Origin of the sequence: Anaerocolumna sp. AGMB13025, from assembly GCF_029689925.1 — a bacterium.
Classification (GTDB): Bacteria; Bacillota; Clostridia; order Lachnospirales; family Lachnospiraceae; genus Anaerocolumna.
The window spans coordinates 2,631,927-2,653,528 of record NZ_CP121445.1; the positions used below are offsets into that span (position 1 = coordinate 2,631,927).

Consider the following 21,602-nt stretch of genomic DNA (forward strand, 5'->3'; position numbering starts at 1 on the left):
TGATGCATAGTCGGGATCGCTGATAATCATTACGCGAAGATGTGAAAAAGTCGCGTTAGTAATTGCTTATAATTATGTACACAGGCTGCTGTAAAATAAGAAGGTAAAGCCTTGCAGCAGCCCCTTGTACAATTTTACTATAAGGAGCCAAAACTATGTCTGACTTTATATTGGAAATGAAAGAAATAACAAAGACATTTTCCAGCTTAAAAGCACTGGACAATGTAAACCTGAAAGTCAAAAAAGGACAAATACATGCTCTGGTCGGTGAAAACGGAGCTGGAAAATCCACCTTAATGAATGTACTCAGCGGGGTTTATCCTCATGGCTCTTATCAAGGCAAAATTCTTTTTGACGGAATGGAATGCAGTTTTAAAGATATTAAAGACAGCGAAAAAAAGGGAATCGTAATTATCCATCAGGAACTTGCATTGATACCATATTTATCCATTGCCGAGAATGTATTTTTAGGTAATGAACAAGCAAAATCAGGAATTATAGATTGGGATAAAACCTTACATAGTACAAAAAATCTGTTAACTAAAGTAAGGTTAACAGAAAACCCCAATACCCTGGTTGCCAATATCGGTGTAGGTAAACAGCAATTAGTGGAAATTACCAGGGCGTTAGCAAAAGATGTTAAGCTGTTAATACTGGATGAACCAACCGCTGCCCTTAATGACGATGACAGTGAAAACTTATTAAATTTATTATTGGAATTAAAAGATCATGGCGTTACTTCTATATTAATATCCCACAAGTTAAATGAAGTAAATAAGGTAGCAGATCAAATTACAGTTATCAGGGACGGCAAATCCATACTGACCTTGACAAAAGGTGAGGATGAGATTACCGAAGATGTTATTATTAAGGGAATGGTTGGGCGAGACCTTGAGAACCGTTTTCCCAAAAGAGAACCCCACATAGGTGAAGTGGTGTTTGAAGTAAAGGATTGGACGGTTCATCATCCGCAGAATGAAGACAGAATTGTAATTAATCATGTGAATTTAAAGGTAAAACAGGGAGAAATCGTTGGGTTTGCCGGACTTATGGGTGCAGGACGTACAGAACTTGCCATGAGTATATTCGGAAAGTCTTACGGACAGAAGATATCCGGAACCATAAAAATAAATGGGAAAGAAGTTCATTTGGATACGGTTAGTAAAGCAATTGATCACGGTATCGCTTATGTAACCGAGGACAGAAAAAATTACGGTCTTATTCTTATTGACACGATTAAAAATAATATCACTCTTTCAAATTTAAAAAAATTAAGCCAGAATAATATCATAAATCCTCATGAAGAAAACATCGTATCGGAAAGTTTCAGACAAAAGTTTAAAATAAAATCCTCCAGTATCCTTCACCGGGCGGGGAATCTAAGCGGCGGAAACCAGCAGAAGGTTATCTTAAGCAAATGGATCTTTACCGATCCGGATATTTTAATTCTTGATGAACCTACCAGAGGTATCGATGTCGGTGCAAAATATGAGATTTATACTATCATAAATCAGTTGGCCAAGGAAGGTAAATCCATTATCATAATATCTTCAGAAATGCCGGAATTACTTGGTATGTGTGATCGGATTTATGTTGTTAACGAGGGGGAAATTGCAGGAGAATTATCCCGAGACGAAGCTTCCCAGGAGAGTATTATGAAATGTATCATGGGCCATAACAAGGAGGTAAGGTAATGACTTTTACAACTATAAAAAACATTTTTAAGAGTAATATAAGAGAATATGCCATGGTTATGGCTCTCGTTGTCATCATGATTTTATTTCAGATTTTAACTGGCGGCGTTCTCTTTATGCCTCTAAATATTACAAATATTATTCTTCAGAACAGTTATGTATTAATTTTATCGGTGGGTATGCTCTTAGTTATTTTAACTGGTAATGTTGATTTATCCGTAGGTTCGGTGGCTGCATTTATCGGTGCTGTTTCGGCTGTATTTATGGTAACCTATCATATGCCTGTTATCCTTGCAGTTCCCCTCTGCCTGATTATTGGAGCCTTAGTTGGGGCCTGGCAGGGGTTTTGGATTGCATATGTAAGGATTCCTGCATTTATCGTAACCTTAGCGGGTATGTTAGTATTCCGAGGTTTTACGATGGTTATCCTAAAAGGTCAGACGTTATCGCCCTATGCACAATCCTTTCAGGCAATTGCTAATGGGTACCTTCCGGAAGCCTTAAAACTAGGGGATTTAAATCTGATTGCTTTGATTATTGGTGTTTTGTTATCCTTACTTTATATTTATGTGGAATTTCGAAATTTAAAGAATAAGAAAAAATATAACCTGGAAATCCTGCCGGCTGGTTTTACCGCAGCAAAAATTATACTTATGATAATAGCAATTAATTTACTGACTTACGGCTTGGCTGCCTATAAAGGTATTCCATCGGTTCTGGTTCTGATTGCCAGTTTAATTGCAATCTATACCTTTATTACACAAAAGACCATTTTAGGCCGTCATATCTATGCCCTTGGCGGAAACGAAAAGGCAGCAAGATTATCCGGTATTAAAATCAAACGGGTCAAATTCATGGTATTTGTTAATATGGGTATTCTTGCGGCTCTTGCAGGCTTAGTAGTTGCAGGGCGTTTAAATGCCGCTACCCCAAAGGCTGGTACAAACTTTGAGCTTGATGCCATTGCAGCCTGTTTTATCGGTGGTGCATCTGCTTCCGGTGGTATCGGTAAGATTATGGGAGCTATCATCGGAGCATTGTTTATGGGTATTTTAAATAACGGTATGTCCATCATGAGCGTTGGTATTGACTGGCAGCAGTCAATTAAGGGTCTGGTATTGCTGGCAGCGGTAGCTTTTGATGTGTATACAAAATCAAAGTCCTCTGCAGAATAACGATTCTAAATTTTAAACACAAAAACAAGAGCATCTCTTATGTCAAAGAAAGGCAGACATGATTGATGCTCTTTCGTTATTGTTCACATCACTGCTGTTTTTAGCAGTGGTGTGAACAGTAACGCTCTTTCATAAATTCTATCCATAAAATGATTTCGGGACTTGTGCTACCAAATCTTTTCGTTTATAATAAGTAAGATTAAAAACTGGGAACTGATAACAATTAAGTATGTCTGGTGATACAGACACTAAATTCAGGAGATGAAACCATGGGTGAGACCTTTAAAAAGACAGCAGTGATTACCTCTCAGATTCAGCTGGCAGAGGATATTTATAGCATGTGGATTAAGGAGAGTCAGATAGCAGCGGGTGCAAAACCCGGGCAGTTTTTGTCCTTATATTGCAAAATTGGTAACAGGCTTCTTCCAAGACCCATCAGTATATGTGAAATTGATAAGGAAAATGGGACACTGCGGCTGGTTTACCGGGTAGTCGGAGAAGGAACGGAAGAATTCTCCCATTATAAGGTATCTGATACGATAGAGGTTTTAGGCCCCTTAGGAAACGGTTTTCATATGGAGGGCAGTAAGGCAATTCTTATCGGAGGGGGAATTGGAATTCCACCTATGTTGGAACTGGCGAAACAATTACAGTGTGAGAAGCAGATTGTATTAGGATACCGGGATAGCACATTTTTGGATAAGGAATTTGAGACTTATGGAAGTGTCTATATATCAACAGAAGACGGCAGCAGTGGAACAAAAGGCAATGTGATTGATGCAATAAAGGCCAATCATTTAGTTGGAGATATTATATATGCCTGCGGACCGACTCCGATGTTACGGGGAGTTAAGGCATATGCACAGGAGCAGGGCATTCAGGCACAGCTGTCCATGGAAGAGCGAATGGCCTGCGGTATCGGAGCCTGTCTTGCCTGTGTATGCAAGTCTAAGGATAAGGATCATCATACTCATGTGAATAATAAAAGAATCTGTAAGGACGGACCTGTATTTTATGCAGAGGAAATCGAACTTTAATGATTGGTTTTAGGTATGGAGGGAAAATGAATACGAAAGTAAATATTGCAGGTGTTGAATGGAAAAACCCAGTTACCACTGCTTCCGGTACCTTTGGTTCCGGTCTGGAATACAGTGAGTTTGTTGATTTAAACCGGCTTGGTGCAGTAACTACAAAAGGCGTATCAAGTATAGCCTGGACCGGTAATCCCACCCCCAGAATAGCAGAAACCTATGGCGGGATGTTAAACGCCATCGGCTTACAAAATCCTGGTGTAGATGTATTTGTTGAACGGGATCTTGCTTTTTTGAAACAATATGATACCAGAATCATTGTAAATGTATGCGGAAAAACAACAAAAGATTACGCTCAGGTAGTAGAACGTCTGGCGGATTATGAAGTGGATATGCTGGAAATCAACATATCCTGCCCCAATGTAAAGGAAGGCGGAATTGCCTTTGGTCAAAACAGTTGTGCGGTGGAAGATATTACAAAAGAAATAAAAAAACTTGCCAAACAGCCAATTATAATGAAGCTCAGTCCTAATGTGACAGATATAACGGAAATGGCGAAAGCCGCCGAAGCCGGTGGCGCAGATGCCCTTTCCTTAATTAATACCCTGACCGGTATGAAGATTGATATCCACAAAAGGAAATTTGCTTTAGCCAATAAAACTGGCGGATTGTCCGGACCTGCCGTTAAGCCGGTTGCAGTCCGTATGGTCAATCAGGTAGCCAATGCAGTGAAACTTCCTATCATCGGAATGGGCGGAATCATGACCGGAGAGGATGCCCTGGAATTTATCATGGCCGGTGCAACAGCAGTTGCAGTGGGTACTGCTAATTTTATTAATCCCTCTGCTACTCTTGATGTGATAGAAGGAATTGAGAACTATATGAAGAAGTATGGGGTTCAAGATATCAACGAGCTGATTGGGTGTGTAAATAGAAACTGATAACCAGCCCAATAATATGGTGGTAAATAACATAATAATCTCATAATGATAACAAAATAATAAAAACGGAGGTTGGATAATGGAACAGTATAAGCAGGAATTTATTGAATTTATGGTGGACTGCGGAGTTTTAAAATTTGGTGATTTTACAACGAAGAGCGGCAGAAAGACCCCTTTCTTTATCAATGCAGGATTTTACCGGACTGGTTCCCAGTTAAGAAAACTTGGCGAGTATTATGCAAAAGCAATTGAAACCAGCTTTGGTCTTGATTTTGATGTTTTATTCGGACCGGCATACAAGGGTATACCCTTAAGTGTTGCGGCATCCATGGCAATCAGTGAATTTTATGGAAAAGAAATACGCTACTGCTCAAACCGCAAAGAAGTAAAAGATCACGGAGATAAAGGTATCCTGCTTGGAGGTCCCATCCTTGATCAGGATAAGATTATTATTATTGAAGATGTTACAACTGCAGGAACTTCCATCGGTGAAACTATGCCAATTTTACGCGCTCAGGGTGATATTACTGCACTTGGACTTGTCGTATCGGTTGACCGAATGGAACGGGGATTAGGAAGCAAAAGTGCCCTGGAGGAAATTGAAGAAGTATATGGACTTAGGACAACTGCAATCGTAACAATGGAAGAAGTAGTTGAACATTTGTACAATAAGCCTTATAATGGAACTATCGTGATTGATGATAAACTAAAAGCTGCAATTGATGCATATTATGAACAATACGGTGCAAGGTCTTAAGTGCATAGAATGGCGGGTAATACGCTGCCGGGTAGTACTTAGCCATGGCGGTAATCGTAGCAATGGCGGTAATGCATGTAAAGCCTGGCAGTTGGTAAAGCTATAAGCGTTATCTGATGATAGAAGACTGCTCAAAGCAGCAGATAGGAGAAAATTATGAGTGAAAAAATTTATACCACAATGAAATCGGTAGGAGTTGGTAATTTAGTCATGGGTATTCTATTTATTGTAGCTGGAATAGCAGGCGGAGTTATGATGATTATCAGCGGTGGCAGATTACTAAAGAAAAAATCAGAAATATTATTTTAATGATACGGGGACTGTTGTAAAATAAAAAAACAGATTTTTAGTGCTATTCTAGATATCTTTACAACAGTCTTAATAATTTAAAAGAGTAGATAAGTTAACATAATATACTTTAAATTTTACTAATAAACAGCTTTACCAGTTAATTGATATTATGAAATGTTAAATGTTCATTCTTTCATAAATCTATGTAGGGACTTGTTTATGAAGTATTGTGAGGTGTTTTTATGTTGGAATTAAAAGAAAAAATAACTAAGAATTTAGGAGTAATAATTATAGTAATTATTTTACTCTTTACTTTAGGCGCAATCATATACTTTAAAGATATGACTCAAAATATTACAATCACTATCAATAATTTGACAGTAAAGCCGCAAAAGATACAATTAGAAGCTAAAAAGTACATAAAAATGTTTGGAAAAATGAAAAAAAATATGATACTAGAGAAAGAGGATTACGATAATATAATATACGGTAATAATATTATGCTAATTGAAAAACATGATGATTATCATGAAGTCTATTTAGTTTATGAATCAAAAGTAATATATAAAAAATATCAAAATAATGTAGATAATGAAGAGCAAGAGCAACAAAATGTTAGGGATGTTTTAAACGAATCTAAATTGGATAACTCTATTTCTAAGAAAATACAACCACGTATAGTAAATGAAAAAGGTTTAATAAAAATGTCGTTATATAAAGTTGATAAAAAATATTACTACTATTTTTTGGATTTATATGAAAAACTCAAAGAATGAAGAATTTAGAAGATAATAATGTTATAAAAATCATAAAAGACGATAATGAAGGTATAACTAGTTTAAAATGGCTATATTATGAGAAGTGCAAATTTGTAGTTAGAAAAATATTCAGGAAACGATTCTGGCATTGAGGAGAAATAAATATGGCACTTGAAAGCGTAAAAACTTTTTTTAAACAATATGATATGGATTCTCAAATAAGAGAATTTGAAGTATCCAGTGCAACGGTAGATTTGGCAGCTTTGGCCTTAGGCTGTGAGCCTGAGAGAATAGCAAAGACCCTTTCTTTTGTGGTGAATGGACAGGCTGTTTTAGTAGTAACCGCTGGTGATACCAAGGTAGATAATAAAAAATTTAAAGAGTTTTTTAATACAAAAGCAAAAATGCTTACTCCGGAGGAGGTCCTTGATTTGGTAGGTCATGCTGTCGGAGGTGTATGTCCTTTTGCTGTTAATGATGGTGTTTTAGTTTATTTAGATATATCACTTAAAAGGTTTGAAACGGTATATCCAGCTTGTGGAAGCAGCAACAGTGCGATTGAACTTACAATAGAACAATTAGAAAAATACTCTGGTTACTCACAATGGATTGATGTGTGCAAGAGTTAATAGGAAGGTGGAATCAGGTAACGTTTTCCTGCCTTCCCCTTGTTAATTGAAACGTATCTGGAAAAAATGTAAAAATTATCTTTACAAGTCATAAAAAATCATTTATTATAAGATTATCTTAAAAATCTATTTTCTTTTTTGTATCTTTTTTATTTTCATAATTAACATCCCAAAACAATAATAAGGAAAGGTGGACATACTAGGTGAATTTTTAGGCTTATTTAATAATCTAATTTAATATTGAAAAGGGGAGTATATATGAAGATAGCATTTTGGGGCATTGCGAAGGGGAGCAGCGGTGTGACAAGCAATCTGGCTTGTATCAGTATCGCTTCGGCTATGGAGTATTCCTATAGGTCAATCCTTATAGAAAATCACTACCAGAAAAATAAGCTAAGTAACATTCTGATGTATCAGAGGTCTCATTATATCGAAAGGGAGGAAAATTATCAGTTTAAGCATATAGGAATGGACTACATAATCAATCAGTTTAACGCCGGTAAATATGCTAAGGACAATATAATCCAGCCATGGGGAACTGATTCAGACCCATTGGAAGTTATAAAAGAAGCATCGCTTGAAATCCTTGATAATACCTTATATTATATACCGGTCAGTTATCATATTAACCAAGAAACCTTTGACTATAATTTATACGGGAATATAAAAGACATAATGGATGCGACAGAAGAATTTGCAGATATCACATATATTGATACATCAAATCAAAATAATCTCAGTTCTAAAATCATTTTAGAAGAAGTCGATTTAGTCGTAGTTAATCTGAAGCAAAATTCATCAATAATTCAATATTTCTTTGACAATTATTCGTCAATCCTAGACAAAAGTGTATTCTTAATCAGTAATTATAATAAAAATTCCAGTTTAAATCTAGATAAAATATCTAAAACCCATTCAATCAGCAAACCCAACATAGCAGTAATACCTTATAACATTGAATATCAGGAGGCGGTATCTCAGGGGACCGTTATTGAATTTTTGTCGCGCAATTATGACTGCAAGAGGAAAAGTCCAAACTATGATTTTATAAGAGACGTTAAGAAAGCCGCGTCCATGATCATGAAACATGTAACAAATATAAATCCAAAGGAGGAGTGTTCATGAAAAGAAGACTAAAAAGATCCACCAGGCAGCATATTATAGTATCGATCCTATGTGTCATAATCTGTAGTGGAGTCTTTTTAACAGCATATTTTACAGTAATCAATAATTTAAAAAAGAGTTATGAAAGTGAAATAAGAGTATTATCTAATCAGCTGGAATCCAGCAAGGTATATGTATATCAAGCAAAAGAAGATATCACGGCAGGAAGTAAAGTGACGAAGGACATGTTAATACACAGCCAGGTTCTGTCGGAACAGACTCAGGATAACTTTATTACGGACAAGGAAATCGGTAAAATTGCTTTAATTGATATGAAAGCCGGGACAGAGGTTTTAAGTACCATGTTAACAGAGGATATTGCAGATACTACAGTAAGAGAAGCTGAATTTAATTCATTTTTATTAAACAGTAATCTAAAAGAAAATGATTTTGTCGATGTTAGAATTCTATTTCCAAATGGTGAAAATTACATTGTATTAAGCAAGAAACCTCTAAAGAATCTGACGATGGAAAGAAATAATTGCTTTATGTGGCTTACACCCGAGGAATTATTAAGAGTATCGGGAGCAATTGTGGATTGCTATCTGAATAAAGGGTCTAAGCTCTATACCGTAAAATATATAGAGCCTCGGATACAGGAAGAGTCTATCGTTACCTATATTCCAAATACGGCTATCCTAAAACTCATAAAGGAAGACCCTAATGTTGTACAGACGGCTTCAGATCGTTTATATGAAAACCTGCGTATCGAACGAGAGAACCGGCTTTTGGACTTTTATAACAATAACAGTGAGGTGTCCTGGGATCAATACAGCTATATAGCCCCCGACTATAACAGGGGAGCAGAAGCGGATAATACCAAGAGTACCAAGTACAGCAATATAGAACGTAAAGATAATCAGGGAGGGACGGACGATAGTACAGCAGCTAACGAAGAGGGAGAAAACGAGGAGGATGTCTATTATGTCGATTAATGCAAAGACCATTGGATTTCTTGGAATAGAAGCATATGATCTTATCTTGTTCCTGTCAAAATTACTGCTGAATCTAAACCAAAAAGTGTTATTAATTGATAACTCTGATACGGGAGCGCTAACCTGCTGTATTCCGGTTCCGGATTCCCTGAATCCTAAAGTTTCTAAGGTCAGCTATCAAAAGATAGATTTTGTAAAAGAGAGAGCAAGCTCAGAATATGAGAAGGCATATGACTTCATACTGATTGATTTTGGATTTAAAGTTAATCATAAAGAGATAGGTAACTGTTCCATTCTTTATTTGATTACGGATAAACAGCAGCATAACACGTTAAGATTTCATAACCTAAAGTTAATACATGTACTGAAAGAACAAGAGACTTACCTGATCATAAAAGATCTCCTAAATAGTGAGAGTGCAGCTTATCTTACAGATAGCCTGAGAGATAAAATTAATAATATCAAACAGTATTTTTACCTGTTTGAAGATGATATTGACAGAGAAAATATGGTTTCACTTCAATATAACAATGAAGTAAAGTTCAGGAGACAATCCGGTCAGTATAAGAATCTGCTGATGCAAATACTGACCGAAGCACTTCAATTCAATAGAACAGAGGTTATACTGGCCTATAAGAAGGCGAAAAGAGGTGTATAATTTGAAAATAGCATTTTGGAGTCCGATATCCGGGCAGTCCGGTACCACCAGTAATATAATTATTACAGCAGCTATGGCTTCCCTTGTAGATAGAAAACGGACGTTACTGCTTCATAACCAGTTCTCAGATAACAGTATGGAAAGAGCTATACTGGGTAAAGGTACCGGGCAGGAGTTGTTTGAACATATCGGACTGGATTCCTTATCTAGAAATATAAAAACAGCAGAACTGAGCGAGGAGCTTGTACATAATTCTGTGATATCACTTTATAATAACGGAATACATTTACTCCCAGGAACTGTAAAGGGTCACCGGCAAATGTTTGAAGCAGAACTTTTGGTTTCCATGCCTGCCATTTTAAATTCCATTAATCAGTATTATGATTTGGTATTTATGGATCTGGTACCGGGGACCAATGAAGTATCCGTAAGAATGATGGAGGAAGCCGACATAATTGCAGTAAACTTAACCCAGGATATAAATGTAATCAATGATTACTTTGACCGATATCATCTGCCCGAAGAAAAGACCGTCTATTTAATCGGTAAATATAATAAAAACTCCCGTTATAACTTAAAAAACCTGATGAGGACCTATCATTGCCTGAAACATAAAACAGCTGTGATTCCTTACAACACCGAAGTAATGGATGCTGTAATAGATGGTAAATTAATAAATCTCATTATTAAGGATTTAGTAAATGGTAAAGGTGATGATAATCGTTACTTTATTAAAAAGGCAAAACAGGCGGTTGAAGAAATACTTGGAACTTGGCTGAAGGCAGGTGGTATTATTTGATCTTAAATATTATATTAATTATACTTATATCCTTAGCCTCACTCCTCTTTTTATTGTATGTCGGGAAAAAAGGGTATTCCATCAGTGAAGATAACCTTGTGGAACCTTATGGGATTCCTTATCTTGTTCAGGAGGTAAACCTGACATTTGAGAATATCCTTAATAAAAACCTTGCCGAGTTGAATCTGAACAAACTGGAGACCCAAAAACGGGAGAAGATTAAAAGTCTGATAAGGAAAAATCTAAGAAGCTGCAGTCTTGGTGATATTGGAGCAAAAGAATATATCAAAGATTATATTAAGGAAATCCTACAAAAGAATCTTGGTATTAAAGGGGAGACAATAGACCTGGTAATTCCATTTAATAATAGCTCACTGCTCTCTAAACAGGATAAATTCGAAATTCTCTTGTATATTTATAAAAAGCAGTATAAATATGATGCATTGACCATGCTGATTGAAACCTATCAATTGACGGAGGTTAAAACTGATGGTGAGCATGAGCGGTATGAAATAACAGAACAGGAAGTGGATGAAATTTATGATTCGGAAAGCATTTATCTTCATTTCAGTGATAAGCTGGAGGTCGTGACTCAAAGAATTTATCAGTTATACAAAGGTTTCGGTGTAATTGATGAAATCAGGGACATGAAAATAGACGGAGTATCCGGTGGCATTTCAGGAATACCCTTTGACCTTTATACCTATCAGGCAGAAAGTTTTGAAACAATGGAGCTTAAAAATCTGAATGCATATAACAGCGTATGGATTTTCTTTCAGGGAAAAACTACTCATCTGTCGTTTCTGGGGTTTGAATCTCAGAACGAACTGATTCGGGTATGCAAAAATATCTACCGCTATGGCAATCCCGGACAGCTTAGTGAAGCGAAAGGATTTATCGCCAACGATATGAAGGACGGCTCCAGAGTCGTCACCTTCCGACCGCCATTTTCCGACCGTTGGGCATTTTTCGTAAGAAAACATGACAGTATTATTGACATGGATATTCATAACATAATTAAGGAGGAAGGTAATGAGGAGCTTATTAATGTCTTAAAATGGATGGTAAGAGGATGTCTGGTTATCGTAATCACCGGTGAGATGGGAAGCGGGAAAACTACGTTACTAAAACTTTTAATCCAATATATCAGAAGAACCTTTACCCTGCGTGTACATGAGCAGATTTTTGAACTCAATTTAAGCAAAGTATATCAGGACTTTAATATACTGACACTGCGGGAAACAGAAACGGTCTCAGGGCAGGAAGCTTTAGATATTATGAAGAAAACCGACGGAACAGTAATAATACTTGGAGAAGTAGCCTCTCATACAGCTGCTAACTGGCTGGTCGAGACTTCCCAGATATCAAAAATGACATTATGTTCCCATCATGCCCAGACGACAGAGGATCTGATAGATAATCTGAAAATCGCCCAGTTAAGGGTCGGGGGCTTTCATAATGAATTTCTTGCCGAGGAACAGGTAGTAAAGGCCATTAATATAGATATCCACATGGAAAATATCAATGGACACAGATATATTTCCCGGATTACTGAAATAGTGCCGATAAACGAGAAGGACTACCCCAGTGATTATATACCTGCTGCCCTTGAATATTTTAAAAGAAAAACGGATAGGAAAGCTTATAAAACCACTGATATTGTGAGGTTTGAAAAGGGGCAGTACGTTTTGAAAAATCCCTTCAGTGGGCGTGCCAGAGAGCGGATATTAAAGAATCTAAATGAAGTAGAAGGGGCGGAATTTACCAGTTTTTTTAACTCTGCTTTTGATGTGGAATAAAAATCTGTTTCGCAGTTACAGATAGCTGGAAAATACAATTGAAACATATGATTGAAAGATGTATTTAAAAGAGATAATTGAAAATTTATTTAAAAGATATAAATAAAAGATTTATTTGAAAGGTATAGTTAAAAGATATAGTTGAAGATATAAATAAAAGCTATAGTGAAATGACAAATTAGTAATTGAAAGGTATAAGGTAGTGGTAATATGCGAATAATCCAGTGGTTATTTTTCGGACTAATTATTTCGGTTATCGTGTTTTCGTTCCTGTTCTATTGGCTGAAGAAAAAAGTTGAAAGAAAAAATAAGTATTCCATTTTTTTGAACACGAATAAAAAACCAGGAAAAGACTATTACAGTGCCTGGTATGAATTTTTCCACGAGTGGAGAGTTACAAAAAGATATATTAAAAAAATTGCCAGACACTTTGAGATATATATGCCAGGTGATTACAAAAGAATATCACGCAGCACAATGAAATTGGCATTTCGAACCTGGGGTTTGGATTTCCTGCTAATTATCTTTTTGCTAACTCGCGGACCAACCCTTTACTGGGGAGGACTTACTATAGCATTTCTGTTTATTTTAAATAGTCAAGTTATTTATTTCACAGTTGAAGCAAATGAGATAAAATTATTAAAGCAATTTGATAAATTACTTGGAGATATCAGGCACAACTATCAAGCCCACGGCATGACACTTGAGGCTATCTATGATTCTGTCGAAACAGCACCTTACCCGGTTAAACTGCATGCTGTTAAAATACATACCGTATTAAGTTCCGAAGAAGTTAGTGAAGAAGTCAGTAACTATAATGAGACTGTACCGAATCGGTTTATGAAAGTATTTTTGTCTTTGTGTGTGATGATGTTACAGTTCGGTGACAAAAAAGTTGATAACCAATCCCTGTTTTTACTTAATATTAAGTACCTAAAACAGGAGGTATTTACGGAAATCTTAAAGAGAGAGAAGATGAAGCACCTATTTTCCGGGCTGATTTTTGTATGCCTGACACCTGTTTTATTCTTAAAAGCTATAGAGAGCTGGGCAGTCTTGAGTTTACCGGAAATGCAAAGTTATTATAGCGGTGCCTTTGGCATTGTGACTATGATATTCATATTTATATCCACATTGACATCTTACAATCTGATTAATTGTATGAAAGAAAACAGACAGGCAGAACTCGGTAATTATTTTATACTGGAATATATTCTAAGATTTCCGTTTGTTAATGAGTTATTATCCAATATTGTTAATAAAAATTACGGAAAAACGTTAAAATTGCAAGATTTAATAAGAAAAACCGGTGAACCCATAACACCAAAACAATTTATCTTAAAAAGATCAATCTACAGCTTTGTTACATTTATTTGCTGTATCTTAGTTTCCATCACAATTCATCATAATAACAAAATTCAAATCCTAACCAATTATAACATTATGAATTATCTGAATTCCTCTATATCAGAGAAGCAGATAGAAAGTATGAAAGGCATCATTAAAAAATACGTAATTCAATATAAGAAACGAAAACCGATTCCTAGGGACATAGAAGAAAAACTGTTGGAAGAGGGAATTATAAAAAGCAAGCAACTGATGACAATGAGTCACAAAGAAATAATCAGTAGAATTAATGCTTACCAGATGGAGTATTACCATTGGTATGAACTGGTCATAGCATTACTTATGGGGGCAGCAGCTTTTTATGTACCCTATCTGAATTTGTTGTTATTAAAAAAATTAAGACAGATGGATATGGAAGATGAAGTAATACAGTTTCATTCTATTATACTTATGCTGATGCATTTTGACCGGATGACAATTGAAACAATGTTAAGCTGGTTTGAAAACTTTGCGGTAATATTTAAAAAATCCATACAGGAATGTATTAACGAATTGCAGACCGGTGATATTGAGGTCCTTGAAGCGTTAAAACGGAAAGAACCGTATGAACCTTTCGTTAAAATTATAGAAAACCTGCAAATCAGTGACAAAATCGGTATTAGTAAAGCCTTTGATGAAATAGCCGTGGAACGGAACCACTACCAGGAGAAGCGGAAATTAGAAAATGAAATCGAGATAGGTGATAAAGCTTTAATTGCTAAGGTGATAGCATTTATACCATTTACTATAACGATTGGTTTTTATCTGATTATACCATTTATAGTGGAGGGCTTAACCCAATATGCAGGATATATGCAGCAGATTAAGGATATATATTGAAAAATTTTAAGAGTAGTGGATATTGGAAAGTGTGTTTATGGGTGAAAGCTCCATTGAGGGGAGGATAGCAAAGCGAGAAAGTTGTTAAATTGATAATATCAAAAGTAAATAATCTAAGTAAAATATTAATCAAAAATATAAGTCATAAAATATAAGTCATAAAATATAAGTCATAAAATATAAGTCATAAAATATAAGTCATAAAATATAAGTAAAAAATATAAGTCAAAATATAAGACAAAAATATAAGACAAAAATATAAGACAAAAATATTAGTCAAAATATAAGTCAAAAATATAAGTCAAAAATATAAGTCATAAAATGTAAGTCATAAAATATAAGTCAAAAAAATAAAGGAGAACAATAAAATGGATAATTCATTAAAAGGATTAATATTAGCAGCCGGAGTTATAATCACTTGTTTAGTAGTAGGGATTGGATTTTATATCAGCAGGGAAGCGAGTGCAGCTGCAACGAATGGAACCGGGCAAATCAGCCGTATGAATAAGGAAGTAGCTGAATCAGACAAGGTAATGTATGACGGGCTGGATGTTACCGGAAGTGAAGTAATCAATGCCATCAATAAATACAAAAGCGAAGATATAGCTGTGAAAGTTACCACTAAGAAATCCAGTGTCTACTATAATCGAATTCTAATCAATAGTGATAAGGAATTGGGCAATGAAAGTAATGCATCGGTTAAGGATACCCAGACTATAACCAGTAGTTATTACATAAATCAAAAGGCACAGTTTACCGGTGAGATATTACGTGATGTAAACGACACCATAATTGGCATTTCATTTGTACAGCAATAGAGGTTGGAGAAAATTTAAGAATAACTGGGATGATACAGTACAATTCTTTCAACTTAAAAATTTAAAGCAGTATCACAAGTGAACTTGTGATATGTAATGGGTATAATCATGCAGAATGGTTTAAAATTTCTAGAAATGGCAGCTTATATATTTATTTTTTGTACTGCTGTAACACTCCTATTATTTTATAACAGATCATTAAATAAACTTATTACAACTACAAAAAATGATGTTACCAGCCAGAATAATTATTATGAAAGTGAGCAATCTTTAGCAGAGATTCAACCAGGTAAAATTTCTTATGCTGAAATGATTACATTACTTATTGGTGATTTGGATTATGATATTCAGATTAATGACATGACGATATTGAAGGAGGGTTATAACTACCAGGAGTTTGATTTTTCTTTGGTTCCTCTGGCAGACTATACAAAAACATATCAGTATGATTCCTTCGGAAATATTATAAAAGTGATATACAAAAGTTAATAGATCGGATTCTAATAAACAAATAGAGTCCTGATTACAGAAAGGATAACGAATGAATAAAAAGGGTTTAAATAAAGCTTTATCATTCATTATGGTTCTTGCATTGGTATTACCAGCATTACCAGCCAGAACAATAAAAGCAGCGGAAAATCCTGTTATTAACCCAACAGAGGATGTTTCAACGGTAACTCCATCAGCAATTTCCATGATGGCCACTGTATCTGAAAATACTTCATTGAGTATTTCGGATGGCCCAATTACGATAACCAATCAAAGTTATGTTCAAACGAATTCATCCGGGACTGTTATAAATTCTGGAGATATTACCGGTGAACTTGTTTTGACTGGTGTACAGGCCAACAATTGGCCAATTACATTAAGTGGTTCCAATATACCAACTATACATTACAAAAATGTGGTGACAAATGGAAATATTAAAGGTACAGCGTCAGGAACCTTAAATATTATCCTGGAAGGAAATTGCACATTTAGTAATTCCATAACTTATAGCCTGACTAATATTTCTACAGTTAATTTAACCGGTGTTGAAGGAAATTTATGCAAAACCACTGGTGTACTATACGGTGATTCTACGAGTGTACCTAATCTGTTTATTACTGGGATTAAAGTTGATTCAAATTCCGGTGTTAATGCATTAATACAAGCTTATCGGAATATTTCAGTTACGGATTGTACTTATGTAGGCGCGGGTAGTATTTTGATTCAAAATATCGGAAATATAGGTAATTCTTATACTGCTACAGTAAAAGACTGTATATTTAACAGTGCAGCGTTCTATTTTGGCTCTAATACTTTGATTGAAAATGTAAAGATCTTAAACCAGGCATCAACAGCTCAGATAAATATATCCTATGCACCGTATAGCAACATTACGATAAAAGATAGTGTTTTGTACCAAGGTTATACAGGTTTAGGCGGCAGTACAGTAAAGATTATAAATTCCTTTCTGTCAACCGGAAGTTACTACGTAGATGCAACTTATATAACCGGTTCCTTTTACATCGAAGGATCCACTATTGTAAGCAAAACGACATCAACTGGCATTGCCGGTATTACAATGTCGAAAAACAATGCTGTATTTGTAACGGACAGCAGTATACTTGTTTCCCCGCCATTCGATCAGGATTATGGGTTTTACAATTCGATATCAAAGACAATGATCGATCCCTATGATACCCAGGGAAATGTACTTTACCTTAATATGGTTAAGGTACCTGGTGCAAGTAATGCCATGGTTACTGTCTCTATTGATGATAGACCGGAAGTTACGCTAGGAACCGACAGTAACGGGTATTTGTTTTTATATCTACCAACCGGACAGCATAACGTTTATGTAACAGATATCAATAATAATCATTACACGAAAACTTTTACGTCCACAACAGCAAGACCTACAACTTCAACATCAAATGTAATCGGAGAATTGGACCCAGCAAAGGCACCTACCGATATCATTACTCCTTATTTCAATACTTCAATACAATATTCTTTCAATTATAGTAATTGGAGTAATGCAACAACAGATGGGACAGGTATTTTTAAAGCAGTAATTCCGGATAATGCAACCCGAATTTATATAAAAGTATCCGGTGAAATCAAACATGCAATTATATCGGATGGGGTAGTTGGAACGTTCTATGCGGATAAACCAATCATCACAGAACAAAGTAATTCGGATATTACTTTCCTAAAAGGAATGCAGGGAACCGTTTATGTTAATTCGGTACCATATACAATTGGGGATACCTTAACCTATCAGTGGTATAAGGACGGAGAACTTCTTTCTGGTAAAACTTCGCCGGTCTTAAATTTATCCGTAACCAATGTTTCGGATGCCGGTACCTATACCTGTATTATTAAAGAGTCAGACGGTAGAACCATAACATCAAGCCCAATCACAGTAGTCATTCATGAGGGACAGCCGGAAGAAGAGGGTCAATTAACCATTGTATCACAATCTTCAGATAAGACATTGATAAAAGGATATTCCATGGAATTATACGTAAATGCAAAACCTTCTTTAAGTAGTAAGGAACTTACTTATCAGTGGTACAAAGATGGTGCAAAGGTGCCAGATGCGGTCAGTAGCAAACTGAATATAGGTACAGTAGTGCTGGTGGATTCCGGGACTTATGTATGCCGGGTATATGAGGATAGTAATTATCTAGATTCCGACCCCATTATAGTTACTGTAAAAGATAATCCATTAGAAGGAGATGTAACAGATCTTACAAACCAGGTAGTGGAATTGACCTCACTGGTAGGAACACTACAGGGTCAACTGGTAACTGCCAATCAGGAAAAAGCAACATTAGAGAATAGAATTAACGAACTGGATGGTCAGATTGAAAATTATATAAATCAGATTAGCGAGTTGCAGAGTGATACAACAGAATTACAACAGCAATTGCAGGATGCTAACGGAGATAAGGAAAGTCTGAATCAAATGATTACCGATCTGAATAACCAGATAAATGGGTTAAATGATCAGATTCATTCTTTGCAGATGAACCTCGAAGCTGTTAATACAGAGAAAGAAACACTGGAACAAACAGTGTCAGGATTACAAACTGACATTACTAATTTAAGCGGACAGATAACCTTGCTACAAGGATTGCTCTCCGACAGTGAAGCAGCTAATACCGAACTAACCAATCAGGTAACGGAATTATTAAGCACCATAGCAGGATTAGAAAACCAGGTTACTGACTTACAGAACGGTTTTAATGCCCTATCAGTACAGAATGGGCAACTGATATCACAGGTTGAGTCATTAACGGAGCAAAAATCCGAATTAGATGATGATATACAAAGGCTTCTAGGACTTCTGGATGATGCCTATGGTACAATAGATAACTTGACCGGGCAGGTAGCTAATCTGACAGCCCGGGTAAATACATTAACAGAGCAGTTAGCAAATGCCAATCAGGGCAAAGATACATTACAAGAAACCATTGATGGTCTGGAAAGTGAAATAACCAACTTGAATATCCAGATTACAACCTTACAGACCCGTGCTTTAGAATTAGAGGAGGCCTTGGAACAAGCAGGAGCAGAAAAAGATACTCTTAAACAAACTATCACTGGGTTAAATACACATATTACAAATTTAAATGAAACGGTAACGTCCTTTCAGAACCAGATCAATGTAGTAACCGCAGAACGGGATGCCCTTTTGAATACAGTCACTGGATTAAATACACAGATCGTATCTTTAAATAGCCAAATCACGATTATTTCAGGCAAATTAGAGGACAGTGAAGAAAAAAATATGGAGTTAATAAACCAAGTGACAGAGCTTCATGGAACCATATCAGAATTGGAAAGTAATATCACCGGTCTGCAAAGTGAACTGGATTCGATACAGGACAGCAATATCAAGTTACAGGGACAGCTAAATACAGCCAATCAGACGATTAATTCTTTAAATGCCTTATTAGCTTTAATCAAAGGTGAATTAGGGATAGTTAATGACGATGATATTATTCCTGCCATTAAGCAATTAAAAGAACAATTGCAGCATGAAAAAGTGAATAATTCATTCCTACAGGAACAATTGGATGAATTAAACACAGAGCTTGCCACAGCCAGGGAAAGTAATATCACACTGACAGAAAAGATACAAGAATTAATAAATCTAGTTGACTCAGAGGATTTTGATGGACTCAAAAGCAAAATAATTGAATTGCAGACTTCCTTGACAGAATCGGTAACCAGAATCCATGAACTGGAATTAGAAAAGAGTACTCTGCTTAAAAACCTGGAAGAGGCAGAACAGTTAAACCAAACCTTACAGCAGAAACTTGATGAATTATTGAAATTATCCGACTCCGATGTGCTGGAGTTAAAACAGCAGATTTTAGCTTTAACCAGTCAAATGAATCAATTAATCCAAAAGAATCAAGACCTGCAGACGTCCATATCAGACTTAACAATCAGGATTAATGATCTAAATACGGAAAAAGCAAAATATGAAAGTGAAATTGTAAGACTGGAAACCCTATTAAATACTGCTAACAGTACCATAGAAGAGTTAAGACTAAAACTTGCGAATCTGGCAGCAGATAAAATCCTTCTGGAAAATGAAAACGAAGCTTTAAAGGAAAAAATCCAACAAATAATAAAGCAGCTTGAAAACAGTAATCATTCCAGTGGAGGGAACTCCGGAAGTAGCAATAATACAGCGGAAGTAAAGGATTTGAAGGATAAACTGGATCAAGCTGTAAAGAATCTAGAAACCACAAAACAGGAATTAGAGAAGTTAAAAGAAACAACCGGCAAAACAGACGGCAAAACAGACGGCAAATCAGACGGAAATACAGATGGTAAAACAGATAATAAAGATATAAAGCTTCCAGAAAATTCGATTGTGATTATGCCTGCAAAAACAGTAGCGGAACCGGTCATTAAACAGGAAACGAATAAACCAATCAAGGATGATAAAATCGTTGCTGAAGATGGATGGGAGATTGCGCCAACATTAGATTCTGATTGGACAAAAGAAATCAGTCTAATCGATACTATTGGTCAGACAAACAAACCGGAAAAGACAAACTATAAATTCTATGCCAGGGAAGAAGAGAAGCCGGAACAAATTTATACTCAGCTAGTTACAGTAGAAAGACCGGAAGCCATTCCTAACTTTACCATGGACAAGTTAATCTATCTTGGATCGGAGTTTAATTTAAATGTTGCAAATATTTCAAAGGATGCCAAGATAACTTATAAAAGTGCTGACAATAGTGTAGCTAAAATAAATAAGGAGGGTAAAATTACTCCGGTGAAAGAAGGTAAAACCCAAATTACCGGAACAGTTACTAAAGCTGGTATCCCTTATCGATTTACGGTTAAAGTTACTGTAAAGTCTGACGGGAACAAGACTCTTAATTTAAAAGATCAGGCAATACAGACGGCTTCCAATACCCCTGTACTTTTGGTATATAAATTAGTCAATAAAGACAAAACAACTAAAATTAATCTAAATGGGTATGCAAAGAATGCCACTGTCTCTTATATCAGTTCTGATAGTACGATAGCGACAGTAGATAAGGCAGGAATTATTAAAGGTATCAAAAAAGGAACTACAACAATCACAGCTACCCTCGCTCAGAACAATACCATGTATACATACATTATTAAGGTAAGAGTAGATGATGGAACTAACGACGAAACCAAGTGGAATTATCTGACAGACAGCAGCGAAATAGTTAACAGGTAGCAGTGAGTAGTTAATAGCTAGTAGTAGGTAATAAATAGTTAGTAGTTAATAGTTAGTAGTTAATAGTTAGTAGTTAGTAGCTAGTAGCTAGTTGTTAATAAATAGTTATTAATTAATAATTATTAGTAAATATCTATTAGTTAATATAGTTACTGAGCGTAATATGGATGTAGAACCCGGGTTGAGAATAAGGATTATG

17 protein-coding genes are annotated in these 21,602 nt (G+C 35.7%); all 17 read left to right on the forward strand.

All coding sequences use genetic code 11. The features are described from left to right. Positions 1 to 155: 155 nt before the first annotated feature. The 17 genes from mmsA (at position 156) to QA584_RS10785 (ending at position 21,403) form a co-directional block, all read left to right on the forward strand. Positions 156 to 1,694, forward strand: a complete 1,539-nt coding sequence (gene mmsA / locus QA584_RS10705) for a multiple monosaccharide ABC transporter ATP-binding protein (protein ID WP_278274510.1) — start codon at positions 156 to 158, stop codon at positions 1,692 to 1,694. Further along, entirely contained in the window at positions 1,694 to 2,869 is a 1,176-nt protein-coding gene (gene mmsB / locus QA584_RS10710) for a multiple monosaccharide ABC transporter permease (RefSeq protein WP_278274511.1), read from the forward strand. Before mmsA ends, mmsB begins: the two co-directional genes overlap by 1 nt. Positions 2,870 to 3,138: 269 nt before the next feature. Then, a complete protein-coding gene (locus tag QA584_RS10715) occupies positions 3,139 to 3,906 on the forward strand; it encodes a dihydroorotate dehydrogenase electron transfer subunit (RefSeq protein ID WP_278274512.1) in 768 nt (255 codons plus the stop codon). 26 nt (positions 3,907 to 3,932) lie between these two features. Beyond that, the gene (locus QA584_RS10720; protein WP_278274513.1) at positions 3,933 to 4,841 is read left to right on the forward strand and encodes a dihydroorotate dehydrogenase; all 909 of its coding nucleotides are present in this window, start codon (positions 3,933 to 3,935) and stop codon (positions 4,839 to 4,841) included. Between the two features lie 79 nt (positions 4,842 to 4,920). Next, positions 4,921 to 5,598 (forward strand): orotate phosphoribosyltransferase, encoded by a 678-nt coding sequence (gene pyrE, locus QA584_RS10725; RefSeq protein ID WP_278274514.1) that lies wholly within the window; start codon positions 4,921 to 4,923, stop codon positions 5,596 to 5,598. A 156-nt stretch (positions 5,599 to 5,754) separates the two neighbouring features. Then, positions 5,755 to 5,907, forward strand: coding sequence for a hypothetical protein (locus tag QA584_RS10730; RefSeq protein WP_278274515.1), 153 nt, complete (start codon positions 5,755 to 5,757; stop codon positions 5,905 to 5,907). 224 nt (positions 5,908 to 6,131) lie between these two features. Further along, positions 6,132 to 6,665, forward strand: a complete 534-nt coding sequence (locus tag QA584_RS10735; protein ID WP_278274516.1) for a hypothetical protein — start codon at positions 6,132 to 6,134, stop codon at positions 6,663 to 6,665. Between the two features lie 146 nt (positions 6,666 to 6,811). Next, on the forward strand, positions 6,812 to 7,276 hold the full coding sequence (locus QA584_RS10740) for a YbaK/EbsC family protein (RefSeq protein ID WP_278274517.1): 465 nt from the start codon (positions 6,812 to 6,814) through the stop codon (positions 7,274 to 7,276). Positions 7,277 to 7,534: 258 nt separating this feature from the next. Beyond that, positions 7,535 to 8,401, forward strand: a complete 867-nt coding sequence (locus tag QA584_RS10745) for a hypothetical protein (RefSeq protein ID WP_278274518.1) — start codon at positions 7,535 to 7,537, stop codon at positions 8,399 to 8,401. Further along, on the forward strand, positions 8,398 to 9,375 hold the full coding sequence (locus QA584_RS10750; protein WP_278274519.1) for an SAF domain-containing protein: 978 nt from the start codon (positions 8,398 to 8,400) through the stop codon (positions 9,373 to 9,375). The genes QA584_RS10745 and QA584_RS10750 overlap by 4 nt, the downstream gene beginning before the upstream one ends. Further along, a complete protein-coding gene (locus QA584_RS10755) occupies positions 9,365 to 10,033 on the forward strand; it encodes a hypothetical protein (protein ID WP_278274520.1) in 669 nt (222 codons plus the stop codon). The genes QA584_RS10750 and QA584_RS10755 overlap by 11 nt, the downstream gene beginning before the upstream one ends. A gap of 1 nt (position 10,034) precedes the next feature. Next, the gene (locus QA584_RS10760) at positions 10,035 to 10,832 is read left to right on the forward strand and encodes a hypothetical protein (protein WP_278274521.1); all 798 of its coding nucleotides are present in this window, start codon (positions 10,035 to 10,037) and stop codon (positions 10,830 to 10,832) included. Next, positions 10,829 to 12,631 (forward strand): ATPase, T2SS/T4P/T4SS family, encoded by a 1,803-nt coding sequence (locus tag QA584_RS10765; RefSeq protein ID WP_278274522.1) that lies wholly within the window; start codon positions 10,829 to 10,831, stop codon positions 12,629 to 12,631. Before QA584_RS10760 ends, QA584_RS10765 begins: the two co-directional genes overlap by 4 nt. A 210-nt stretch (positions 12,632 to 12,841) precedes the next feature. Continuing rightward, positions 12,842 to 14,857 carry a hypothetical protein gene (locus QA584_RS10770; protein ID WP_278274523.1) on the forward strand — a complete coding sequence of 672 codons (2,016 nt, stop codon included), beginning with the start codon at positions 12,842 to 12,844 and terminating at the stop codon, positions 14,855 to 14,857. A gap of 368 nt (positions 14,858 to 15,225) precedes the next feature. Beyond that, complete coding sequence (locus tag QA584_RS10775) at positions 15,226 to 15,675, forward strand: hypothetical protein (RefSeq protein ID WP_278274524.1); 450 nt, start codon at positions 15,226 to 15,228, stop codon at positions 15,673 to 15,675. A gap of 108 nt (positions 15,676 to 15,783) precedes the next feature. Beyond that, positions 15,784 to 16,164 carry a hypothetical protein gene (locus QA584_RS10780; RefSeq protein ID WP_278274525.1) on the forward strand — a complete coding sequence of 127 codons (381 nt, stop codon included), beginning with the start codon at positions 15,784 to 15,786 and terminating at the stop codon, positions 16,162 to 16,164. 52 nt (positions 16,165 to 16,216) lie between these two features. Further along, complete coding sequence (locus QA584_RS10785) at positions 16,217 to 21,403, forward strand: Ig-like domain-containing protein (protein WP_278274526.1); 5,187 nt, start codon at positions 16,217 to 16,219, stop codon at positions 21,401 to 21,403. The last annotated feature ends 199 nt before the right edge of the window (positions 21,404 to 21,602 follow it).

Bases quoted from the DNA above. Each gene is read 5' to 3' on its own strand.
- mmsA (WP_278274510.1), top strand. From the start codon at position 156: ATGTCTGACTTTATATTGGAAATGAAAGAAATAACAAAGACATTTTCC.
- mmsB (WP_278274511.1), top strand. From the start codon at position 1,694: ATGACTTTTACAACTATAAAAAACATTTTTAAGAGTAATATAAGAGAA.
- QA584_RS10715 (WP_278274512.1), top strand. From the start codon at position 3,139: ATGGGTGAGACCTTTAAAAAGACAGCAGTGATTACCTCTCAGATTCAG.
- QA584_RS10720 (WP_278274513.1), top strand. From the start codon at position 3,933: ATGAATACGAAAGTAAATATTGCAGGTGTTGAATGGAAAAACCCAGTT.
- pyrE (WP_278274514.1), top strand. From the start codon at position 4,921: ATGGAACAGTATAAGCAGGAATTTATTGAATTTATGGTGGACTGCGGA.
- QA584_RS10730 (WP_278274515.1), top strand. From the start codon at position 5,755: ATGAGTGAAAAAATTTATACCACAATGAAATCGGTAGGAGTTGGTAAT.
- QA584_RS10735 (WP_278274516.1), top strand. From the start codon at position 6,132: ATGTTGGAATTAAAAGAAAAAATAACTAAGAATTTAGGAGTAATAATT.
- QA584_RS10740 (WP_278274517.1), top strand. From the start codon at position 6,812: ATGGCACTTGAAAGCGTAAAAACTTTTTTTAAACAATATGATATGGAT.
- QA584_RS10745 (WP_278274518.1), top strand. From the start codon at position 7,535: ATGAAGATAGCATTTTGGGGCATTGCGAAGGGGAGCAGCGGTGTGACA.
- QA584_RS10750 (WP_278274519.1), top strand. From the start codon at position 8,398: ATGAAAAGAAGACTAAAAAGATCCACCAGGCAGCATATTATAGTATCG.
- QA584_RS10755 (WP_278274520.1), top strand. From the start codon at position 9,365: ATGTCGATTAATGCAAAGACCATTGGATTTCTTGGAATAGAAGCATAT.
- QA584_RS10770 (WP_278274523.1), top strand. From the start codon at position 12,842: ATGCGAATAATCCAGTGGTTATTTTTCGGACTAATTATTTCGGTTATC.
- QA584_RS10775 (WP_278274524.1), top strand. From the start codon at position 15,226: ATGGATAATTCATTAAAAGGATTAATATTAGCAGCCGGAGTTATAATC.
- QA584_RS10780 (WP_278274525.1), top strand. From the start codon at position 15,784: ATGCAGAATGGTTTAAAATTTCTAGAAATGGCAGCTTATATATTTATT.
- QA584_RS10785 (WP_278274526.1), top strand. From the start codon at position 16,217: ATGAATAAAAAGGGTTTAAATAAAGCTTTATCATTCATTATGGTTCTT.